28 protein-coding genes, 1 tRNA gene and 1 pseudogene are annotated in these 16,675 nt (G+C 58.1%); 14 read left to right on the plus strand and 16 right to left on the minus strand.

From position 1 onward, the window contains the following. The first annotated feature begins 2 nt into the window (after positions 1-2). From AB4Z19_RS15340 to AB4Z19_RS15355, 4 genes are all read left to right on the plus strand, one after another. Positions 3-1,361 (plus strand): metallophosphoesterase family protein, encoded by a 1,359-nt coding sequence (locus AB4Z19_RS15340; RefSeq protein ID WP_442027189.1) that lies wholly within the window; start codon positions 3-5, stop codon positions 1,359-1,361. Positions 1,362-1,441: 80 nt separating this feature from the next. Beyond that, positions 1,442-1,532 (plus strand) — tRNA-Ser (locus tag AB4Z19_RS15345). Between the two features lie 212 nt (positions 1,533-1,744). Further along, a complete protein-coding gene (locus AB4Z19_RS15350; protein ID WP_441928318.1) occupies positions 1,745-1,942 on the plus strand; it encodes a hypothetical protein in 198 nt (65 codons plus the stop codon). Then, positions 1,939-2,640, plus strand: a complete 702-nt coding sequence (locus AB4Z19_RS15355) for a Fic family protein (protein WP_441928320.1) — start codon at positions 1,939-1,941, stop codon at positions 2,638-2,640. The genes AB4Z19_RS15350 and AB4Z19_RS15355 overlap by 4 nt, the downstream gene beginning before the upstream one ends. Positions 2,641-2,661: 21 nt before the next feature. Here AB4Z19_RS15355 and AB4Z19_RS15360 read toward each other — a convergent pair whose 3' ends face one another. After that, on the minus strand, positions 2,662-3,660 hold the full coding sequence (locus tag AB4Z19_RS15360; RefSeq protein ID WP_441928322.1) for a tyrosine-type recombinase/integrase: 999 nt from the start codon (positions 3,658-3,660) through the stop codon (positions 2,662-2,664). Between the two features lie 37 nt (positions 3,661-3,697). After that, positions 3,698-3,931: a DUF4224 domain-containing protein gene (locus AB4Z19_RS15365; RefSeq protein ID WP_441928324.1), complete on the minus strand. Its 234-nt coding sequence runs from the start codon at positions 3,929-3,931 to the stop codon at positions 3,698-3,700. A gap of 80 nt (positions 3,932-4,011) precedes the next feature. On the opposite strand from AB4Z19_RS15365, the gene AB4Z19_RS15370 reads away from it, so the two are divergent. Further along, on the plus strand, positions 4,012-4,347 hold the full coding sequence (locus AB4Z19_RS15370; RefSeq protein ID WP_441928326.1) for a hypothetical protein: 336 nt from the start codon (positions 4,012-4,014) through the stop codon (positions 4,345-4,347). A gap of 5 nt (positions 4,348-4,352) precedes the next feature. Here AB4Z19_RS15370 and AB4Z19_RS15375 read toward each other — a convergent pair whose 3' ends face one another. The 9 genes from AB4Z19_RS15375 to AB4Z19_RS15415 form a co-directional block, all read right to left on the minus strand. Further along, positions 4,353-4,892 (minus strand): hypothetical protein, encoded by a 540-nt coding sequence (locus tag AB4Z19_RS15375; protein ID WP_442035568.1) that lies wholly within the window; start codon positions 4,890-4,892, stop codon positions 4,353-4,355. 13 nt (positions 4,893-4,905) lie between these two features. Further along, entirely contained in the window at positions 4,906-5,463 is a 558-nt protein-coding gene (locus tag AB4Z19_RS15380) for a hypothetical protein (protein WP_441928222.1), read from the minus strand. 27 nt (positions 5,464-5,490) lie between these two features. Next, positions 5,491-5,814: a hypothetical protein gene (locus AB4Z19_RS15385; protein ID WP_441928224.1), complete on the minus strand. Its 324-nt coding sequence runs from the start codon at positions 5,812-5,814 to the stop codon at positions 5,491-5,493. Further along, positions 5,811-6,110 (minus strand): hypothetical protein, encoded by a 300-nt coding sequence (locus AB4Z19_RS15390; protein ID WP_441928226.1) that lies wholly within the window; start codon positions 6,108-6,110, stop codon positions 5,811-5,813. Before AB4Z19_RS15390 ends, AB4Z19_RS15385 begins: the two co-directional genes overlap by 4 nt. After that, on the minus strand, positions 6,107-7,477 hold the full coding sequence (locus tag AB4Z19_RS15395) for an RNA-directed DNA polymerase (RefSeq protein WP_442035569.1): 1,371 nt from the start codon (positions 7,475-7,477) through the stop codon (positions 6,107-6,109). Before AB4Z19_RS15395 ends, AB4Z19_RS15390 begins: the two co-directional genes overlap by 4 nt. Further along, complete coding sequence (locus AB4Z19_RS15400) at positions 7,470-7,844, minus strand: four helix bundle protein (protein ID WP_441928230.1); 375 nt, start codon at positions 7,842-7,844, stop codon at positions 7,470-7,472. The genes AB4Z19_RS15395 and AB4Z19_RS15400 overlap by 8 nt, the downstream gene beginning before the upstream one ends. A gap of 15 nt (positions 7,845-7,859) precedes the next feature. Then, complete coding sequence (locus AB4Z19_RS15405; RefSeq protein WP_442035570.1) at positions 7,860-8,228, minus strand: DUF1566 domain-containing protein; 369 nt, start codon at positions 8,226-8,228, stop codon at positions 7,860-7,862. A gap of 30 nt (positions 8,229-8,258) precedes the next feature. Beyond that, positions 8,259-8,858 (minus strand): DUF1566 domain-containing protein, encoded by a 600-nt coding sequence (locus AB4Z19_RS15410; RefSeq protein ID WP_441928234.1) that lies wholly within the window; start codon positions 8,856-8,858, stop codon positions 8,259-8,261. A gap of 129 nt (positions 8,859-8,987) precedes the next feature. After that, positions 8,988-9,572 carry a hypothetical protein gene (locus tag AB4Z19_RS15415; RefSeq protein WP_441928236.1) on the minus strand — a complete coding sequence of 195 codons (585 nt, stop codon included), beginning with the start codon at positions 9,570-9,572 and terminating at the stop codon, positions 8,988-8,990. 19 nt (positions 9,573-9,591) lie between these two features. Between AB4Z19_RS15415 and AB4Z19_RS15420 the strand changes: the two genes are divergently transcribed. Further along, positions 9,592-9,804, plus strand: coding sequence for a hypothetical protein (locus AB4Z19_RS15420; RefSeq protein WP_441928238.1), 213 nt, complete (start codon positions 9,592-9,594; stop codon positions 9,802-9,804). A 2-nt stretch (positions 9,805-9,806) separates the two neighbouring features. On the opposite strand, the gene AB4Z19_RS15425 is transcribed toward AB4Z19_RS15420, so the two are convergent. From AB4Z19_RS15425 to AB4Z19_RS15440, 4 genes are all read right to left on the minus strand, one after another. Beyond that, positions 9,807-9,935 (minus strand): hypothetical protein, encoded by a 129-nt coding sequence (locus tag AB4Z19_RS15425; RefSeq protein WP_441928240.1) that lies wholly within the window; start codon positions 9,933-9,935, stop codon positions 9,807-9,809. Continuing rightward, positions 9,932-10,072: a hypothetical protein gene (locus tag AB4Z19_RS15430; RefSeq protein WP_441928241.1), complete on the minus strand. Its 141-nt coding sequence runs from the start codon at positions 10,070-10,072 to the stop codon at positions 9,932-9,934. Before AB4Z19_RS15430 ends, AB4Z19_RS15425 begins: the two co-directional genes overlap by 4 nt. Beyond that, a complete protein-coding gene (locus AB4Z19_RS15435) occupies positions 10,069-10,791 on the minus strand; it encodes a hypothetical protein (RefSeq protein WP_441928243.1) in 723 nt (240 codons plus the stop codon). Before AB4Z19_RS15435 ends, AB4Z19_RS15430 begins: the two co-directional genes overlap by 4 nt. A gap of 64 nt (positions 10,792-10,855) precedes the next feature. Further along, entirely contained in the window at positions 10,856-11,257 is a 402-nt protein-coding gene (locus AB4Z19_RS15440) for a hypothetical protein (protein WP_441928245.1), read from the minus strand. 229 nt (positions 11,258-11,486) lie between these two features. Here AB4Z19_RS15440 and AB4Z19_RS15445 point away from each other — a divergent pair, with 229 nt between their 5' ends. Next, the gene (locus tag AB4Z19_RS15445; protein WP_442035571.1) at positions 11,487-11,858 is read left to right on the plus strand and encodes a zinc ribbon domain-containing protein; all 372 of its coding nucleotides are present in this window, start codon (positions 11,487-11,489) and stop codon (positions 11,856-11,858) included. 35 nt (positions 11,859-11,893) lie between these two features. On the opposite strand, the gene AB4Z19_RS15450 is transcribed toward AB4Z19_RS15445, so the two are convergent. Continuing rightward, positions 11,894-12,577, minus strand: a complete 684-nt coding sequence (locus tag AB4Z19_RS15450) for a S24 family peptidase (protein WP_441928249.1) — start codon at positions 12,575-12,577, stop codon at positions 11,894-11,896. A 70-nt stretch (positions 12,578-12,647) separates the two neighbouring features. Between AB4Z19_RS15450 and AB4Z19_RS15455 the strand changes: the two are divergent. From AB4Z19_RS15455 to AB4Z19_RS15485, 7 genes and pseudogenes are all read left to right on the plus strand, one after another. Continuing rightward, positions 12,648-12,833: pseudogene (locus tag AB4Z19_RS15455) on the plus strand (transcriptional regulator); the annotation flags it as partial. 30 nt (positions 12,834-12,863) lie between these two features. Further along, entirely contained in the window at positions 12,864-13,001 is a 138-nt protein-coding gene (locus AB4Z19_RS15460; RefSeq protein WP_442035664.1) for a hypothetical protein, read from the plus strand. Positions 13,002-13,553: 552 nt separating this feature from the next. Then, a complete protein-coding gene (locus AB4Z19_RS15465) occupies positions 13,554-13,997 on the plus strand; it encodes a phage regulatory CII family protein (protein ID WP_441928253.1) in 444 nt (147 codons plus the stop codon). 9 nt (positions 13,998-14,006) lie between these two features. Next, positions 14,007-14,138 carry a hypothetical protein gene (locus AB4Z19_RS15470; protein ID WP_441928255.1) on the plus strand — a complete coding sequence of 44 codons (132 nt, stop codon included), beginning with the start codon at positions 14,007-14,009 and terminating at the stop codon, positions 14,136-14,138. Positions 14,139-14,190: 52 nt separating this feature from the next. Next, the gene (locus tag AB4Z19_RS15475; protein WP_442035572.1) at positions 14,191-14,580 is read left to right on the plus strand and encodes a hypothetical protein; all 390 of its coding nucleotides are present in this window, start codon (positions 14,191-14,193) and stop codon (positions 14,578-14,580) included. Continuing rightward, complete coding sequence (locus tag AB4Z19_RS15480) at positions 14,577-15,803, plus strand: phosphoadenosine phosphosulfate reductase domain-containing protein (RefSeq protein ID WP_441928259.1); 1,227 nt, start codon at positions 14,577-14,579, stop codon at positions 15,801-15,803. The genes AB4Z19_RS15475 and AB4Z19_RS15480 overlap by 4 nt, the downstream gene beginning before the upstream one ends. After that, a complete protein-coding gene (locus tag AB4Z19_RS15485; protein ID WP_441928261.1) occupies positions 15,803-16,669 on the plus strand; it encodes a hypothetical protein in 867 nt (288 codons plus the stop codon). The genes AB4Z19_RS15480 and AB4Z19_RS15485 overlap by 1 nt, the downstream gene beginning before the upstream one ends. Positions 16,670-16,675 lie beyond the last annotated feature (6 nt).

The following is a 16,675-nucleotide window of genomic DNA, read 5'->3' on the forward strand; positions in this document are numbered from 1 at the left end:
CCATGGCCCGCGCCCTCATGATCATGGCGGCGCTGGCCTTCAGCGCCGCCCCTGCGCAGGCTGAGACGATTACCTACAGCCTGCTTGGTGATGGCGGCCGCGCCATCGTGCGCGCTATCGCGGAGCCGGGTGTTTGCCCGTCATTGCTGGTTGATGGCGCTGCGCTGCCGATGTCCTTGCGCGCCGCCGCCGGCACCGTGCCGGCGCGCACCGGCGGCAAGCAGGCAGAGACCAAGCCCTCCGCGTTCCCGCTGCAGGTTTGCGAGGCCGCGCTGCCTGCCGGCGCGCGCCGCGCATCGATCGACGGCCGCGACGTTCCTGTGCCGTCCGCGCAGCCGCAGCGCATCGTGCTGATCGGCGACACGGGTTGCCGTATGAAGCAGAGCGAAGACTACTTCCAGTCCTGTGAGGACGGCCCGGCATGGCCGCTGGCCCGCGTCGCACGCAGCGCGGCAGCTCTGCATCCTGATCTGGTGGTACACGTTGGCGATTACCACTACCGCGAAAGCCGATGTGCGTCGAGCCAACCCGGCTGCGCCAACAGTCCATGGGGCTATGGCTTCGACACCTGGCGCGCCGACGTGTTCGATCCCTTGCGTCCTTTGCTGACGGCTGCGCCATGGGTCTTTACGCGCGGGAATCACGAAACCTGCGAACGCGCAGGGCAGGGCTGGTTCCGCTTCCTGGACGCCGCACCGTGGACCGCAACACGCTCCTGCGACGATCCTAGGTTCGACCGCGATGCCGATTTCTCCACGCCATACGCGGTGCCACTGGGCGGCGGCACGCAGCTAGTCGTATTCGATTCCTCGCACTCGCGCGGCCAGGCATATAGCGAGACTGACGCCGATTACCAGTCCTACGCACCGCTGCTGCGCCGAGCCGAGTCGCTGGCGCAAACTGCGCCGCGCAGCATCTTTGTCAGCCATCATCCCGTGCTCGGACTGGCGCCCGGCGCGAATGCGGTGCCCAAAGCGTCGGTGCAGGGGCTGGCTTCGGTCATGCGCGGACTGAATCCCGGCACGCACTTCCTGCCTGGATTCGACCTCGCATTGCACGGCCACGTCCACCTGTTCGAAGCGCTCTCCTTCGAAGGCAGCCTGCCGGCCACGCTCGTCGTTGGTAACAGCTCCTCCGCCACCGAAGGTGCCTTGCCGACGACACTGGAAGACCGCCACCTGCCGTATGCCGATACCGTGATCAAAAACTATACAACCCGCAGCGGCTTCGGTTTCGCGATGCTGGAGAGGGCAGCCGGCGCTGGCTGGACGGTTACGGAATTCGACGTCAACGGACGGGCATTGTTCAACTGTCAACTCGAAGGCAAAAACCTGAGCTGCAAAAACGCCACAAGTGAGTGAACTACCCAGTAGCAAGATTTCTTGGACAAACAAAAAATCCCTGCTATAATTCGGGCCTCTCGCGATTCGTGAGAGATGCAGGAGAGATGGATGAGTGGTTTAAGTCGCACGCCTGGAAAGCGTGTATAGGTTCATAGCCTATCGGGGGTTCGAATCCCCCTCTCTCCGCCAAGGATACATAAGGGCTACTTTCAAGTAGCCCTTTGCATTTGTACTATTGATCCCATTTGTACTATTGATTCTTGTTTCCTACACGAATCCTTGTTGATTAAATTGTTAGCACGTGTTAACTTAACGCGAGCTGTTCGCCCTGGCGCTTGGCGCCGATAAGCCGGATAGGCTAACGAATGTGAATGCAAGGCATGCCTTGCTAGGAGATCGCGATGGACAACGTACTTATCAAAACGAGCCCGAATTTACTCGCAGCCATGCAGCGCGCAATCCACCACAAACCTACAGAAGACGAGCTGCGGAAACAAAAGATCTCGTTCATCTACGGGTCACTCGACAAGAACAGTGAGCTGCCTCGTGAAAGCATTCAAGTCGTATTGGATCAACACGAGGGACGTACTGGGAAATGATCCTTTTCGAGCTGACTGGGACGGAGAATGATCCACTGTACCAAGCGCTCGAAGTATCTAATGGCGCGCGTCAGTACGATTTTCTGCGCTCGATCGTTTCCATAGTAATCGGCGCTGAACGCCGGTTTCTGTCTCAACACATAATAAAAGCGCTCAACTTCCAAGCGATCACATGCCTGCATACCAATCCCGGCGAATACCGGCCATGTCCGGTGCGCGTTGGGAATGGAAGTGAGGACGATTTCCTCCCGCCTCAGCATTACCAAGTTCAGGCACTTATGGATGACTTCGTCAATCTGGTCAACAGCCAGTGGACGGGTGGTGATCCGGTGGGTCTAGCCGCATACACATTATGGCGCTTGAACTACATTCATCCGTTCATCAATGGCAATGGTAGGACAGCTAGGGCCGCGTGTTACTTTGTTTTGTGTGTAAAGGCCGGAGACTGGCTTCCAGGCGAGACTATCTTGCCCGAATTGATCAGGCTTTACCGAGATGAATACGTGCAAGCACTAAAAGCGGTGGACAATTCGCTCAAAGCCGGCGCGTTGGATTTGACCCCGCTCCACAACTACTTAGCTGAACTGCTGGCCATACAACTGAAGTCCGCAGGGATTGACATCGGCGCGGCGGCGCGCGGACCAGATAATCACGGGGCTGTCCCGGATTTGCCCGCGTTGCCGCCACCAGGCGCTTAATGAAAAGAGCGAACCTATTAACTACCTCAGTGGTTTGACTCGCTCAGCCTTCCGCCGGTAAACGCGCTGTGTGATAGCGCTGTTTGCGTGAGAAAGCAGCTGCTGGGCATGCTCCAGGCTCTCGGCGTCACTGCCGCACTTAGCCCTGATATCGTGCTCCGTGAACCGCTCTCTGACCTCGGTTTCTGCGATTACGCGCTGCGCGAATCCTCGCCACATCGATTCCCAACCGCCGGCGCGGCCAGTCTCTTCATCGAAATAACATTCGCCATCCCTATTACAAAAAAGATATTTCGCCAGTTTCACGGGGCGGGCTGCCTTGGCGCTGGCCACGGCCGAACGCAGTTCATCGGTCCAGTCGATGATGATGCTCTTGCCGGTCGTGTTGGCGGTCTTGCGCGGCGTGACATGGATGCCGTCATCCTGCAGATCGCTCATGGTCAGGCGCAGCAAGTCGCCGCGGCGCAGGCCGGTGAGCAGGGCGATGCGGATGTACGCCTGGACCGCCAGCACGCTGCCGGCCTTGCGCTTCGATTCCAGGGACAGGCATTCCACGATTTCCCAATCTTCGATGTAGCGTGTCCGGGCTTTCTCTGATTTCAGTCGCACCTCGCCCTTGAAAGGGTGGCGATCAATGTAACCCCACTCGACGGCTTTCGTCAGCGCATGCGACAGGACTTCGACTTCGCGGTGCGCGGCCGTCTTGGCCTTGCTCTTGTCGACATACTGGTAGACGTGGCGAGGCTTGATATCATTCAGGCCCATGGCTCCGAAGATTGCGCGTAGCCGCTTCATTGCGGTGCGGTTGTGGTTTTGTGTTGTGACCGCCTTAGTTGGGATGACCTGGAGGGTGTACCGGTCTAAGAGCTGGCCAATATTCCGCGCGTCGTCGGTCACCTTGATGCGTTCGGCCCACTCGGCGTATGCCGCTGGCAATGTGGCGCCGAGGCGAAATAGCTTCTTGTCGTCCCAGGCAGATTCCTGCCCAGGCGGTACCTGATAATAGTACGCACCATGCACATGCCGCCACCTGGCTGGCAGGCCTTGATTCTCTGGCTTACGAGCGCGCGGCATCCAATGCACCCCAATTCGGTTCAGACGATTGCTTCTTCCGGGACGTAGTAGCGCCCACACCCAGCACCTGTTCCACGTGCGCGCGGAGCACAGCCAGGCTGCCATCCGGGCGCGCGCGATGCTCGATCCCCATGGATCTCAGCACCTTCGCTTGCGCGGCCCGCTGAATTCGATCAGTGAGCTCCCGCACTTCGTCCGAGTCAAGAAACATCTTCATAATTCATTCTCCTACAAACTTGTCTTGCTGTGTCTCTACTGTTGAGTGGTGGTACGATTGGACGCCAACAAGGAGACAACATGCGTATCAACTTTTTCGCTCGCCCTGTGGGCAGTGGCCTGCTCGATGTGACAGTGCTTGGTTCCGTTGCCCATGTAACTGTCTGGACTGGTGAGCCGGCCGAAGCATCCGAGCAAAAATATTTTCTTCAGTTCCGCGATGGTGTCTGGCCAGAAGGTATGGAAGACGTCGTCAAATGCGACGACGCGGCGCGCGTCGCAATTGAGCACAGGCTCAAGCTTTCCGGAGTGTCGATTGAGCCGGTCTACTTGGTGTGCGACCATGACACTGACCGCTTTATCGGAACGATCCAGCACCTTGCCGCGCCAATGACGACCCCGCTGGATGATGAATAGGCGATTCACGCTGCGACCTCGGCCGCGCAGCGCATACCCCGCTGCCACCACTCAAACGCGGTCATCACCTGCGCCGCACGCCAATTCAGGCATTCACCTTCAGGCATGCGGGTAAGCTTGCGATAGAGTGCTTCGAAGGTGGGGCGGCCGTTGCAGCTTTCCTGCGCCGGTGCTGAAGCGAAAAGGCGATGCAGATCGACCAACACATCCTCTGCCTGTGGCGCAGATGGAGCGGCTGTGAGCATGGCATTCCATACGCTCGGCGGGCAATCGTCGTTGCCGGTGCTGCGGAGGATTGCCTTCACCGCTGCGATATGCATGGCCTCGGTGATCGTCACCGGCACCAGCTTCCAGCCTTCCTGTACTGCGCTTGCCTTCGGTGCCAAGAGTAGCATCAGGTGATTCATCTCGTTCAGCGTGAAGGTGTAGAACTTCTCGTCCTTGCCGGTGCGTTCCAATTCAGCGTTGTCTTCGCGCACTTGCTGACGTACGCGGTCAATCCACTCCTGAACATCCAGCACGGTAGAGGGTTTGCTATGTACCATGGTATCTCCCTGATTAGCTGCGCAGCGCATCAACGACATAGGCAAACAGCTGCTCCGGCGAGAGCTGGAAGCGGTCGAAGTCGTAGTGGAACCCGATACCCTTGCGGCACACGCTATTTGCGTGAATGCTCGATTCTTCCAACTTAGTCATCAGCGTTACGACAATGCCGCTGTTGGGTGTGTAGTGGTATTCGCCTGCTGGCATCCTGTACTCCTCGCCTGCCGCGTATTCTTCAAGTCCGCGCACCCGCGTGCACACTGTCACATCCGCTACAGGGTAACTTTCGCGGCCACCTTTCTCGCTGCGCGGCCCGTTGTGACTGATCAAGTCATGCGTTCCACTTCCCGGCTTCACAATCTCCAGATCGACGCGCTGATTTACCTGCACACCTTTCAACACCAGTGACCTGAAGCCAAAGCGATGATTATGGATTTGCGAATGCTCAAAACATTCGCGGCGCGGCAGATCGGGATGCCATACGTGCATGCGCTGATTCCCGCCCAGCACAAGCTGGATGAAGCCCAGGCCGTGCAGGCTGATTGTTTCCTTGGTTGGGGTGAAGTCTTTCATGCTCTCTCTCCGAGTGGGGTGGGCGGCTCAATAGCCACGGTTCCAGCTGCGCTCTGGCTGGGCGTCCCAGCGGCAAAAGTCGATGAAGGTGTCGAAGCAATCGCCATATTCGAGCCAGCGCTGATAGCGTGCTGCGTGGCGGCCTGGCTTGCGGACGTTGCCCATGTCGCCATAGACGACTTCCCAGGTGGGGTGAGCATTGGCGATCACGCCGGGCTTGTCTTCGTCAAAGTTCACGCCGATGTAGTGGCCTCTGTCAGCCGCGATGATGCCGGGCTTGCCGTTGATGACGACGCGCCGCCCGATTTCAGCCGGGACTTCGTAGTGTTCGCGTACATATTCGCAGCTCATGACGCGACCTCTTCCCCATCCTTGTTAAGAGGATCTGCTTCTTTCTCGTGTGCGGCCGGGGCCGGTGCAAGTTGCAGTTGGTCGGGACGGACAGGCTTGGCGATGCCTGTCAAGTAAATCTCCACCTCGAAGCTGCCACCCGATTGCTGGCCGTGGATTGTGTGGATGAATTGGTACTTTGCTTCGTGGATGACCTGGCGCCCGGTCTGGGCGGCGCGCAGCAGCATCAATTCGTGCTTCTCCGTCGCCTCGCGAAGCTGCTGGGCGTACGATGGTCCTTGGTCGCGGTAGTTCATATGCTCCTCTGGTAGGTTTTCGTAAGCGCCTGGTTCACGGCGTGGCCGCGGCGCAGTAGCGCCCTGGCCAGAACGGCGCGGTCATGGTGGCTGCTATTTGACTGGCGCAGCAGACCGAAATAGCTGTTGGCCGTTGCGTGAACGCGATTGGCGTCAATGTCAGCCAGCCTCACGACAGCGCGGCACACGGTCTTGCGCCGCGTGTGGGTGTGCCATGGCTTAACCACATGGCCGACGAAGTCAACGCCGCGTGCTATCGGCTGCAGGATCGTCTTGCGCGGATTAAGCTGAACACCAAGGCGCGTTGGCAGAAACGCAGCGACGCTATCGTGTGCGCTCACCAGCCAGTCGCGGGACTCGTGCAGCAGGATGAAGTCATCCACATAGCGGATATAGTGGCGCGCCTTCAGCTTATGCTTCGCGTATTGATCCAGCACGTCCAGAAACACGTTGGCGAAGAACTGCGAACTCAGGTTCCCAATCGGCAGGCCAAGGTGCGACGGCTGGTTGACGAGCCGCTTGTGCGGCGGAACGCGCTCCAACAGGCGTGCGGCACTGCGCAATTCGTAGTTCTGACGCGGATCATGGAACAGGATAGTTTCGGCTAAACGAAGCCACCATGCCTCGTGAATGCGCGCGGTCAGCAGGCCATGCAGCACCTGCTTGTTGATGCTGACGAAGAAATTTGCGAGATCGCATTTCAGGTACCACGCGGGCCGGGACCAGTTCTGTGTCTGACTGCGGACCATCCCTTCCAACCGATTCAGGCCGTACAGCGTGCCACGACCTGGAATGCACGCGCAGCTGTTCGCGATGAACGAAGCGTAGAAGCGCGGCGCTACGCGATTGTATAACAGGTGATGCACGACGCGGTCGCGGAAGCCGGCTGCCCAGACTTCGCGTGCCTTCGGGTGCGTCACAACGAAACAGATCGAGCGCCCTGGTGTGTAAGACCCATCACACAACTCTTCGTGCAGCTGCATGAGGTTGCGTTCAAGGTGTTGCTCGAAGGCCAGGGCGCTCGGGGTGTTGCGCTTATTGCGGCGGCAGTCGAAGTATGCTACCACCAAGTCCTCGAAAGTGAACTCGTCTCCGTTTTGATCTGCGGACGGCGCGAGCGCGGCCGGCGTACGACTTGTGGTTGTTGTTCTGGTTGCCATTGTCGAAGTTCTGGTTCCACGCATAGTCGGAATTGTCGGCGTGCTGCGTCCCATCGTGCTATCTACGTCGCCCTGGAGAAGGCTGAAGCCGATCAACGGGGAAACTGCGCCAGGCCTCGCCGGACGCCGCTGGCCGGTTCCTGTGGTGCGCATAGCGGTGGCCTCGTGAGCCAGCGGCACGACCAGATTAAAAAGACGCTCAGGCATGATGGCCTTGACCACCGTGCTGCGGGCGTGCGGAGCTCTTCTTCCATCCTGTAGCCTGCCTGCCGATCTGCTGTGTCACCTCGATCGCTTTCGCGTACTGCGGTTGCGAAATGAAGCGCTTGTCGTGCGCCAGGCGGATCAACAATTCCGCAACCTGCAGACGCTCTAGGAGCTCTTGCAGATAGCGGAACTTGTGCTGCGCCGCGTTCGCGCGTGCGATCAGAACCGTGATGTCAACGCATTCGTCGTTGATCTTGCGCCCGAACGAGCTCTTGAAGTCCCGAGGCATGTTCTTGACCAGATCAGCTGAGAGGCTGAGCAGGTCATACGCAAGCTTATAGATCGGCAGACTGGTATGGATGGCCATGAAATTACTGAAGGACTAAATTGCTAATCTGCGGACGGCGCGAGCGTGGCCGGCGTACGACTTGTGGTCGTAGTACTGGTCGCCATTGCCGAAGTTCTGGCCCCACGCAAAGTCGGAACCGTCGGCGTGCTGCTCGCCCGACCAGTACCAGGCTGCTTGGAAGCATAGCTTGGCATTCGCGAAAAGGATGCGTTGTTCGCGGCGCGTCGGCAACTCGCCACCGGCCTTTACTGCCCATGCCTTCGCTGCGTCCCATGTAACCCCGCTCACATCACCGGGCAGCAGGAACAGGTGCGCATCGGGTGCGCCGTTCTCGCCCAGTAGAAGGCCGGCATAGACTTCGCCTGGACGAAGGTGCTGAGTCATGAAATCTTGCTTACTCATCGGTTTCTCCGAAGTTGAATTGATGAAGGACTAAATTGGCAATCTGCGGACGGCGCGAGCGCGGCCGGCGTACGACTTGTGGTAGTAGTACTGGTCGCCACTGCCGAAGCCCTGGTTCCACGCATAGTCGGAACCGTCGGCGTGCTGCGTAGACGACCAATACCAGGCCGGCACCAGTGCATCTGGCTCGTCTTCCTGCAAAGCCGGGATGGTGGTTTGGGCCGGATTCTCAGGGGTGTAAGCCGCGCCAACCGGCACACTGTTCTCGTTGACGCCTTCGTCCTCCCAATTGGTGCGCTTGGAAGGCTTGGCATTGCGATAGCACAGTTCAAGTTCGTCCTTGGACGGGATGTACCAGTCAGCGAAGCCAGCGATGTTCAGGGCGCGCACGCGCTGCGCCAGCTTGCTTCCTGCAGCCACCATGGCTTCGGTGTTGGCAAAGCCGTCGTGAGCGCTCATGGCGTCGGGCACGTTCACTGCTTCAGGATGCCACCGGCCGCTCAGTTCGCCTTCGGCGCCAGCCATGATCAGCGCGTAGGTCTTGTCGCCAGATTTGATCTGGCCGACGTAATAGCCGCCAGCGAAGGCCGCGCCAATCGCGACCAGGGTGATATGAGTGTCTTGGTTCATGATCTCTCTCAGGTTGGGTGAATGCCCTTTCGGGACGGGTATTACGAAAACCAGCTCAGAAGAAGTAGGGCCAGCAAGCCGCCGTAAAACGCAGCCTCGAGGTGTTCGACCTTGGTCGGCTTGCAGGGCTTATTCATCCTCGCCCCCAAGGTCCGCGACTTTTTGCAGCAGGGTGTAACGTTTCAGAAACGCCGCCTTCGCCTGTTCTGGAGTAAGCGGCACGATTTCGAAGTCGAGCGGCGTAACGCCAGTCAGGCAAGGCCAGTACCCGGCGCCCTCCGGCATCAAATCGCGACGCTCTGTCGCAAGTAAAACCATGTCCGCCTGCTTCACTTCCGGCGGCAAGAGCGGATCGACGCCAAAGCGAGTCAGTACCGCCTCTTCAATCCGTTTCTCGATGGCTTTGTAGTCGGGCAGAATGGCCTTGAGAGGGCTGGCAACGTCACCAATGAAGGCCTCGGTTGCGTCGTGCAGAAGCCCCGCCATCGCGTACTTCGGCGGCACGGCCAGGCTCACCAACACGCTATGCTGAGCCACCGAATAGAACTCGCGTACATGGCCCGTGAAGCGGCAGATGTTGGACAGTGCGTGAGCGATATCGCCGATGTCGAAGTCGGACTCCGATGGATTGGTAAAGCTGAAATAGCGGCCGGATTGGGTGAAGATTTCCGGGCTCATGGCTGGCGCCGCGATGCTGTGAAGACGGGCATTCATTCATGGACTCCTATCGTTGATGTTTGGCCTGAAAGGCCTGCAACCGGTTGCGCGATGCGACGACGGCGACAATGGCGCGCTGCTCATCACCGCGGAGCGCCTTCAGTTGGGCCTGAAGGGCATCAAGCCTTTGTTCGGCGTGCTGGTGTTGCGTACGCAGCCAGGCCTTCTGCACTGGACGCGCAATGCACGCAACAGCGTTCATCAGTGCAGTGATGGCGTTCTGTACTGACATCACAACACCATCACGGTTACGCCAAGCGCGCCGGCGTCATATTCGGCATCGACCAGCAGGCCGAGATCGCCGATAGCGGAGTAGGTGCGCGAGCCACCCTCAGTTTTCACTGTGATGCGGTACTTCATCGTGGCACCCGGTGGATCAAGTTCCAGCCAAGCTGGCGACGAATCTCCTCAGGCTTAGCTGGAGGAAGGCTGGAGAGCTGGCGCAGATGCATCCAGTGGCGCACCTGTTCCTTCGGTGGGTTGGTGGTCGTGGTCACGCTGCCTCCTTCGATTGAGCATTCGAATGTGCTTTCTTTGCGACGCCAGCCACCCAGCGCGGCACACCGCTTTCTGGCTGCTCTTCGCGGCATTGCATGAGGATGGCGATGAACTCTTCGAGCGCCGGGGTACGTGCGATGCCGTATGAGCTTTCGTTACCCGGCACGTGATAGAAGGTGACCGGGCAATGTGTGTAGCCGGCCTTCTTTATTACTTTGATCGCGTCCTGCAGCTTGGCGATGTACTTCGCCTGGAAGTGGCCTGACAGTCCGGGCTTAAGGGACTTCGGGTCGGGGATGAGTGACTCATAGTTTGGGAAAGTGCCGCCCTCGATCAGAGGATCACCCGCTTGAATGCAAACTTCCTGATGACCATGCACGACGGCTAAGCGGCCCTTGAGTAGCACCAGTTCGCGTTTGTCGCCCTGATGCGCACGGCATGCTGTAACGATACCGGATGCCAGATGTAACGTTACTTCGTGCTCGCACGTGGCGAGCTTGTCGTGCACCGCACCCAGAACATGGCCATTCGAGGCGGCGATGATTGCTCCGCCGTTCGGGTGCGGGCGCACATTGATGCCGTTCAGATAGTGACGCGGATCGGACTTGCCCATGAACGGCGCAACCATAGCGACGAGCATCGCCGACAGGCGCAGCTGGTCGTGATTGATCTTTTGTTGGCCCGCCGATTTGTCGGCGGTGGACGCGGTGGTGCTCATCAAAGCTCCCTGGACGAATGAAGGTGAAGCCGCGTGTTGCGGCCCGGTTCAAATTGATGAAGGACTAAATTGGCAATCTGCGGACGGCGCGAGCGCGGCCGGCGTACGAACTGTGGCCGTTGTCCTGGTAGCCATCGTCGAAGTACTGGTCCCACGCATAGTCGGAATAGTCGGCGTGCTGCTCGCCCGACCAGTACCAGGCTTGCTGGAAGTGTTCCGGCAGATTGGCGAACAGGAGCGCCTGCTCGCGGCGGGTTGGGAGTTCGCCGCCAAGGGACGCGGCGCGGGCGATAGCTTCGTTCCAGTCGAAGCGGCCTTCGTCGCCGTCCAACAGGATCAGGTGTTGATCAGGAGCGCCGTTGACGCCACGGATGATGCCGGCGTAGATGCCGCCAGCGAAGGCCGCGCCGACGGCGACAGGGATTACAGCTTGGGTGGACTCGATTGCTACTGCGACATCGTTCATGTGAACCTCCATCAGAAAAATGATGCGATGGAGTAGAGTTTAGTATGTGCTAAACGATTTAGTCAAGTAAAAACTAAACTTTCATTTAACCCGTTGTGGCGCGAGGCTCCAGCGCCGCACGGATGGTGATAATTGGTGAGATTGTTGTACTGTTTACTGCTTACAATAGGGCGCGCGAAGGCGAAATATTATCGCGATGATGTTATGACAATTAAAAAGAGGGGAATTTATGGGACCAGCTGGATGGGCAATTATGTATCTCGTGCTTGCCGTGATCGTTGCTCTGATCGCATCCAAAAAAGGTAGATCTGGAGGCGCTTTTTTTGTCGTGCTCCTGATCGTGCCGGTGCCCTTAATGATTCTGATCTCAGGCATCTTCGGCGATGACATGGAGCACAAGTCATTTGCGATGTGGTTAGGGGCGTTCCTTTGCCCCATTATAGGTTTTGTGATTGCCTTAATGAGTGACAATGCCGAGCAAGCGGCTGTCGCCCAAGGTGAGTTCGGGGACTATAGGAAGTGTCCATTTTGCGCAGAATCTGTGCGGCGCGAAGCAATCAAATGTCGTCACTGCCAGTCAAATCTAACTTCGACATCGTAACCTAAGTGACCTGCGGGAAACCGCCGAGAACTAGCTCACAGCCTGTCTTTGAAGTTTCTAGGCTCGAAACGCACCACGCGGCCGACGATGATGCATTCTCCTGCTCGGAACATTCGTCGCTCAAAGCCTGGCGCTCGATTCTCGGAAGTCAGATACCATTCACGGCCCTCGTATTTTAACCGCTTAATTACTGCTTCCCCGTCAAAGTTGATGGCATAAACACCGCCGCTCACGCGCTTTGTGTCAGCTACATTCACTACTGCGATGTCGCCGTCATACATAAGCGGTTGCATGCTCTCGCCACGGACTTTGATCGCGTATAAGCAGTGCGGAACGTAATCGTTTTGTTCAATCCATTCGAGCGGCACGTCCAGAGTGCCTCCATCTTCAAAATTCTGCTGAACTTCGAATCCCATAATCCCTGCTTGCAACCGCATAGACACCATCTTAATCGGAACTGTGTCGCGGGCCGAAGAGCCGACCGCAACCCTGCTCACATTATGCATATACGGCAGGCTATCGTCGCTTGATTCGAGTTCCGGCTCTTGGTCAAGGTATAGATCACCCATCTGATATTCGACCTCGAGACGGCGCGCTACTTTCTCGCCAAATGAGCCAGTCCCCTTGAGCTGGGAAAACAGACTCTTTTCTTTCTGTGGTGTGCCATGAAGCGCAATCCAGCGTTTCAAGTTTTCTCGGCGGCGGTCAACGATATCCATTGCAGTAGTTTAGCTTTTTCTAAAGTAGCATTCACTTGACATGAGGTTTAGCAAACACTAAACTCGTGCCATGGACCTCAAAACTTACATCTCATCCGAACGGGGACGCGCCACTCAGCTGGCCACAGCGCTGGGTGTCTCCGCTTCATATTTTTCCCAGATGGTCGCTGGCACGTCTCCTATTTCCGCCGAGCGTTGTGTGGATATTGAGGTCGCAACACGGGGAGTCGTTACGAGAAAGGATCTTAGACCAGATGACTGGCACAAGATCTGGCCTGAGTTGGCAATGCCTCAGTGTCGTCGCGCGGCCGACCCTAAGCCGGCCACTGGACGTGGTGGCCGCCAGCCACCGAATCCGCACAACGTCCTCGACACGATTCCAGAAAACGCCGTGGTATCGCCCACACCCACCAAGAAAGACTGACATGACAGATACGAACACTTGCTACATGCCCGAAGTAACAGTGTGGCCTGTCGAAGATGGATTCATGGTGCATGTCCGTCCGCGTGGAGGCAAGGCTGTGTACGTAGCCCATGGCGCGCAAATCGTGGGACTGCCGGTGTTCGCAATCAAATGCGAAGAGGGCCGACAGTCGCTCGTCCGCGCACAACCGGTTGTGGAGATTCCCCAGTGATAGCCAGGATGGCCAGCGGCGCACCTGCGAGGTCTGTTCCGATTTGCCATTGGCGATTTGTGACCCGGAATTCAAACGTTTGATCGTCATGTTGCCACATCACGTCATCACCGATGTTTGGCACAGGTAACTCGTCCGGCCACTCTAGTCCAGCAATCGACTGCGTGTGAACGGTGACTTTGAAGGCTAGTTTTGCGTTTCCCATGAGGCTGCCTTTGTTCTGTTATCGAAGTTGTGGAACGGAAATAGTAGCGCATTTGGCAAGCCTCACCCCATTTTAGGTTTTAAGAAGTATCGCTTTGCAAATAATCAATTTCTTCATTTTTTTGATAGGTCATCACATGCACATCCTCGACGCCTTCCATAAAACCGTGCACGACGCGAAAGGTGGCGTCGAGGCGCTGGCAGTACGCCTGGGCATTTCTGCACAGATTCTGCGCAACAAGGCGAATCCGAACATCACGGCCAACAAAGTCCACCTCGAAGAGGCTGACCGTGTGATGGCTCTGACCGAGGACTACGAAGTTCTGCACGCGCTGGCGCGCAATCACGGCTTTGTGTGCGTGAAGGTGCACAGCGACGCGACCGCCTCCGACCTGGCTGTGTTGGAACTGGTGGCCAAGGTGTGGGTAGCGAGTGGTGAGGTAGGTAAGGAAGTACACGCGACGCTGGAAGACGGCGTCGTTGACAAGCACGAAGTTCAGCGAGTGGAAGAGGCGGTGTATCGCGTCAACCAGAGCCTGAGTCAAATGGTAGGCCGCCTTAAAGGCATGGCCGAAAAATAAGGAGAAGAAGTGAATCAGCAATCGAATCAACAGCAGGAACAAAGCGCCGTTGGCGGCGCGCCGTTCGATCCGGGTCATGTTATGGCCCGCGAGCATTACGAGCGCCTGGCTCGCGAAGCAGCGGAAGCGAACCAGAAATAGGAAAGGCCCGCATGCAGGCGGGCCTTAGGTAGATCAACAACAAGAGGTAGACATGATAACACAGCAAAAGTTACAGCTCCCGCAAGGAATGAGTCGTACGGTACGCGCGGCTCGCTCTGGCATGATCCAGGCGGCCATCCTCGAGCGCCTTGAGCGGCAAAGCGATACGGCTGGCGTGATGGCGAAAGATTTTGGTCTCACTCCAGATTGCGTCCGCCATCACCTGGATATCCTTCGTGCTGAAGGCGCGGCGCGCCCTTGCACTTCGCGGAAGGTGCCGGGCAAGCGCGCTCCTAATCTGCTCTGGGAGTTGGGCGACAGCGATATGCTCGGCTTCGCAATCGGAGGCGTATGGTCGCGTGCGGTGCAGATCGGTATGGAGCGTGATCCGTTGGTGGCAGCGCTGTTCGGGCCTGCTGCTTCAGCAGGAGTCGCCCAGTGAATCAGATTGATTTGTTCGCCGCCGGCGCTCGACGCCTGCAAATGACCGAATCGATTGAGCTGACGATCCAGTCACTGCTCGCATACGGATCGACCCATGAGCATTGGGGTGTGGCGTGGTCCGGCGGCAAGGACTCCAGTGCGACGCTCACTCTGCTCATTTATCTTATCGACTCGGGCAAGATCCCGAAACCGAAAACACTGACCGTGTTCTACGCTGACACTCGCCAAGAGCTGCTGCCGCTCGCGCATGCTGCACAGCAGATCATGGACGAGCTGCGCGAGCGCGGCCTCGCCGTGGAGGTGGTCATGGCGCCAATGGACGACCGCTTCATGGTGTACATCCTCGGTCGCGGCGTGCCGCCCCCGAACAACAATACGCTTAGGTGGTGCACTGGCCAGATCAAGATCGAGCCGATGGAAGATGCTTTGCGCCGACGCCTTGATCAACTGGACGGCCAGATCCTGATGATTACCGGCGTACGTCAGGGCGAGAGCGCGATTCGCGATCGCCGCATTGAGATGAGCTGCAGTAAGGACGGTGCGGAGTGCGGACAGGGCTGGTATCAGCAAGTTCTGCCGAATGCTACCGGCCTTCGGGGCCGCATCGCAACGCTGGCCCCGCTCCTTCATTGGCGAGTGTGCCATGTGTGGGAATGGTTGAAGCACTGGGCGCCGACAGAAGAATTCGGTGACTGGAGCACAGCCGCCATCGCTGACGCCTATGGCGGCGATGAGGCGGAGGAAATCAACGCGCGCACCGGCTGCGTCGGCTGTCCTCTTGCTCAAGAGGACAGCGCACTCGATACGGTGCTGCTGAACGCTTCGTGGACCTACCTGGCACCCATGAAGGGAATCAAAGTCCTTTGGCGGGAGCTTCGCGAACCGCAGCATCGCCTGCGCAAGTCCGGCATCGAACGCCTCAAGGACGGCAGTATCGGTAAGAACCCGCAACGCATGGGTCCACTCACGTTGGAGGCCCGGTTGATGGGGCTGGAACGTCTTCTTGCTATCCAGGCCGAAGTGAATACCTCCGCCGCATTGTTGCGCCGGCCGCTGGTGGACATTATCAATGCTGAAGAAGAAGCGCGCATTCGTGAACTGATCAGCCTAAACACTTGGCCGGACAGATGGGATGGCAGCGAGCCGTTGGCGACAACCATCATGGACGTGGTTTATCAAAATGGTGCGGTGCAGCCGCGCCTGTTCTCGGAGACTGATTAATGGACTGGTTCCGTATGTACAGCGAGTTTGCCGCTGATCCGAAAGTGCAGAGCCTGCCGGAAGTGATGCAGCGACGTCTTGTAATGTTGTTCTGCCTGCGTTGCAGTAACACCCTCGGAACGTTACTTGATGACGAACTAGCTTTCGCCCTGCGCATCAGCGCAGATGATTTGACTGCCACCCGTGCATTGTTCGTGCAGAAGGGTTTCCTTGACGGGGAGGCCACAGGCTGGCAATTGGCGAACTGGGACAAGCGCCAGATGGCTTCTGACTCCAGTGCGCCACGGGTCGCCAAGCACCGCGCGAAGCTGAAAGCGCAAGCGGAAGCGATGGCGAGACGTATCGGTAACGTTACCGAATCGGCCCAGAACAGAACAGAACAGAACAGAGAAGAAGGTAAACCTCTTGGCGCATCCGCGCCGGGAGAGTTGCCAGGCTTTGAGCCGCCGCCAGAGGTCAAGGCAAAAGCACCAAGGGCTGGTAAGCCTGCTGATGCCGACTTTGAGAAAGCATGGGCGATGTATCCGGCGCGCGAGGGCGGAAATCCGAAGAAGGAAGCGCTGGCAGCCTGGAGCGCTCGCCTGCGCGAAGGCGAAACTGCCGAAGTCATGCTGGCTGGCCTGGAGCGCTACAAGGCCTATGTCGCGGCAGACGGAAAGATCGGCTCGCGCTACGTGCTGCAGGCTGCGACGTTCTTCGGGCCAGGCAAGCGCTACCTCGAAGCGTACGCGATCTCTCGTGGCAAGACCGGGACGAAGGCACTGATGCTCGTGGCTGGCAATGACCATAGCGGCGCGCGCGCGGCCATGAACGCAAGCATTGCCGCGCGTGGTGGCGCCGTCGATGTTGATGTGAATCTGGGTTGATGGGAG

This window comes from Pseudoduganella sp. RAF19 (genome assembly GCF_052114165.1).
GTDB lineage: Bacteria > Pseudomonadota > Gammaproteobacteria > Burkholderiales > Burkholderiaceae_D > Rugamonas.

Bases quoted from the DNA above. Each gene is read 5' to 3' on its own strand.
- AB4Z19_RS15340 (WP_442027189.1), top strand. From the start codon at position 3: ATGGCCCGCGCCCTCATGATCATGGCGGCGCTGGCCTTCAGCGCCGCC.
- AB4Z19_RS15350 (WP_441928318.1), top strand. From the start codon at position 1,745: ATGGACAACGTACTTATCAAAACGAGCCCGAATTTACTCGCAGCCATG.
- AB4Z19_RS15355 (WP_441928320.1), top strand. From the start codon at position 1,939: ATGATCCTTTTCGAGCTGACTGGGACGGAGAATGATCCACTGTACCAA.
- AB4Z19_RS15365 (WP_441928324.1), bottom strand. From the start codon at position 3,931: ATGAAGATGTTTCTTGACTCGGACGAAGTGCGGGAGCTCACTGATCGA.
- AB4Z19_RS15370 (WP_441928326.1), top strand. From the start codon at position 4,012: ATGCGTATCAACTTTTTCGCTCGCCCTGTGGGCAGTGGCCTGCTCGAT.
- AB4Z19_RS15375 (WP_442035568.1), bottom strand. From the start codon at position 4,892: ATGGTACATAGCAAACCCTCTACCGTGCTGGATGTTCAGGAGTGGATT.
- AB4Z19_RS15380 (WP_441928222.1), bottom strand. From the start codon at position 5,463: ATGAAAGACTTCACCCCAACCAAGGAAACAATCAGCCTGCACGGCCTG.
- AB4Z19_RS15385 (WP_441928224.1), bottom strand. From the start codon at position 5,814: ATGAGCTGCGAATATGTACGCGAACACTACGAAGTCCCGGCTGAAATC.
- AB4Z19_RS15390 (WP_441928226.1), bottom strand. From the start codon at position 6,110: ATGAACTACCGCGACCAAGGACCATCGTACGCCCAGCAGCTTCGCGAG.
- AB4Z19_RS15395 (WP_442035569.1), bottom strand. From the start codon at position 7,477: ATGCCTGAGCGTCTTTTTAATCTGGTCGTGCCGCTGGCTCACGAGGCC.
- AB4Z19_RS15400 (WP_441928230.1), bottom strand. From the start codon at position 7,844: ATGGCCATCCATACCAGTCTGCCGATCTATAAGCTTGCGTATGACCTG.
- AB4Z19_RS15405 (WP_442035570.1), bottom strand. From the start codon at position 8,228: ATGAGTAAGCAAGATTTCATGACTCAGCACCTTCGTCCAGGCGAAGTC.
- AB4Z19_RS15410 (WP_441928234.1), bottom strand. From the start codon at position 8,858: ATGAACCAAGACACTCATATCACCCTGGTCGCGATTGGCGCGGCCTTC.
- AB4Z19_RS15415 (WP_441928236.1), bottom strand. From the start codon at position 9,572: ATGAATGCCCGTCTTCACAGCATCGCGGCGCCAGCCATGAGCCCGGAA.
- AB4Z19_RS15420 (WP_441928238.1), top strand. From the start codon at position 9,592: ATGTTTGGCCTGAAAGGCCTGCAACCGGTTGCGCGATGCGACGACGGC.
- AB4Z19_RS15425 (WP_441928240.1), bottom strand. From the start codon at position 9,935: ATGAAGTACCGCATCACAGTGAAAACTGAGGGTGGCTCGCGCACCTAC.
- AB4Z19_RS15435 (WP_441928243.1), bottom strand. From the start codon at position 10,791: ATGAGCACCACCGCGTCCACCGCCGACAAATCGGCGGGCCAACAAAAG.
- AB4Z19_RS15440 (WP_441928245.1), bottom strand. From the start codon at position 11,257: ATGAACGATGTCGCAGTAGCAATCGAGTCCACCCAAGCTGTAATCCCT.
- AB4Z19_RS15445 (WP_442035571.1), top strand. From the start codon at position 11,487: ATGGGACCAGCTGGATGGGCAATTATGTATCTCGTGCTTGCCGTGATC.
- AB4Z19_RS15450 (WP_441928249.1), bottom strand. From the start codon at position 12,577: ATGGATATCGTTGACCGCCGCCGAGAAAACTTGAAACGCTGGATTGCG.
- AB4Z19_RS15460 (WP_442035664.1), top strand. From the start codon at position 12,864: ATGCCTCAGTGTCGTCGCGCGGCCGACCCTAAGCCGGCCACTGGACGT.
- AB4Z19_RS15465 (WP_441928253.1), top strand. From the start codon at position 13,554: ATGCACATCCTCGACGCCTTCCATAAAACCGTGCACGACGCGAAAGGT.
- AB4Z19_RS15475 (WP_442035572.1), top strand. From the start codon at position 14,191: ATGATAACACAGCAAAAGTTACAGCTCCCGCAAGGAATGAGTCGTACG.
- AB4Z19_RS15485 (WP_441928261.1), top strand. From the start codon at position 15,803: ATGGACTGGTTCCGTATGTACAGCGAGTTTGCCGCTGATCCGAAAGTG.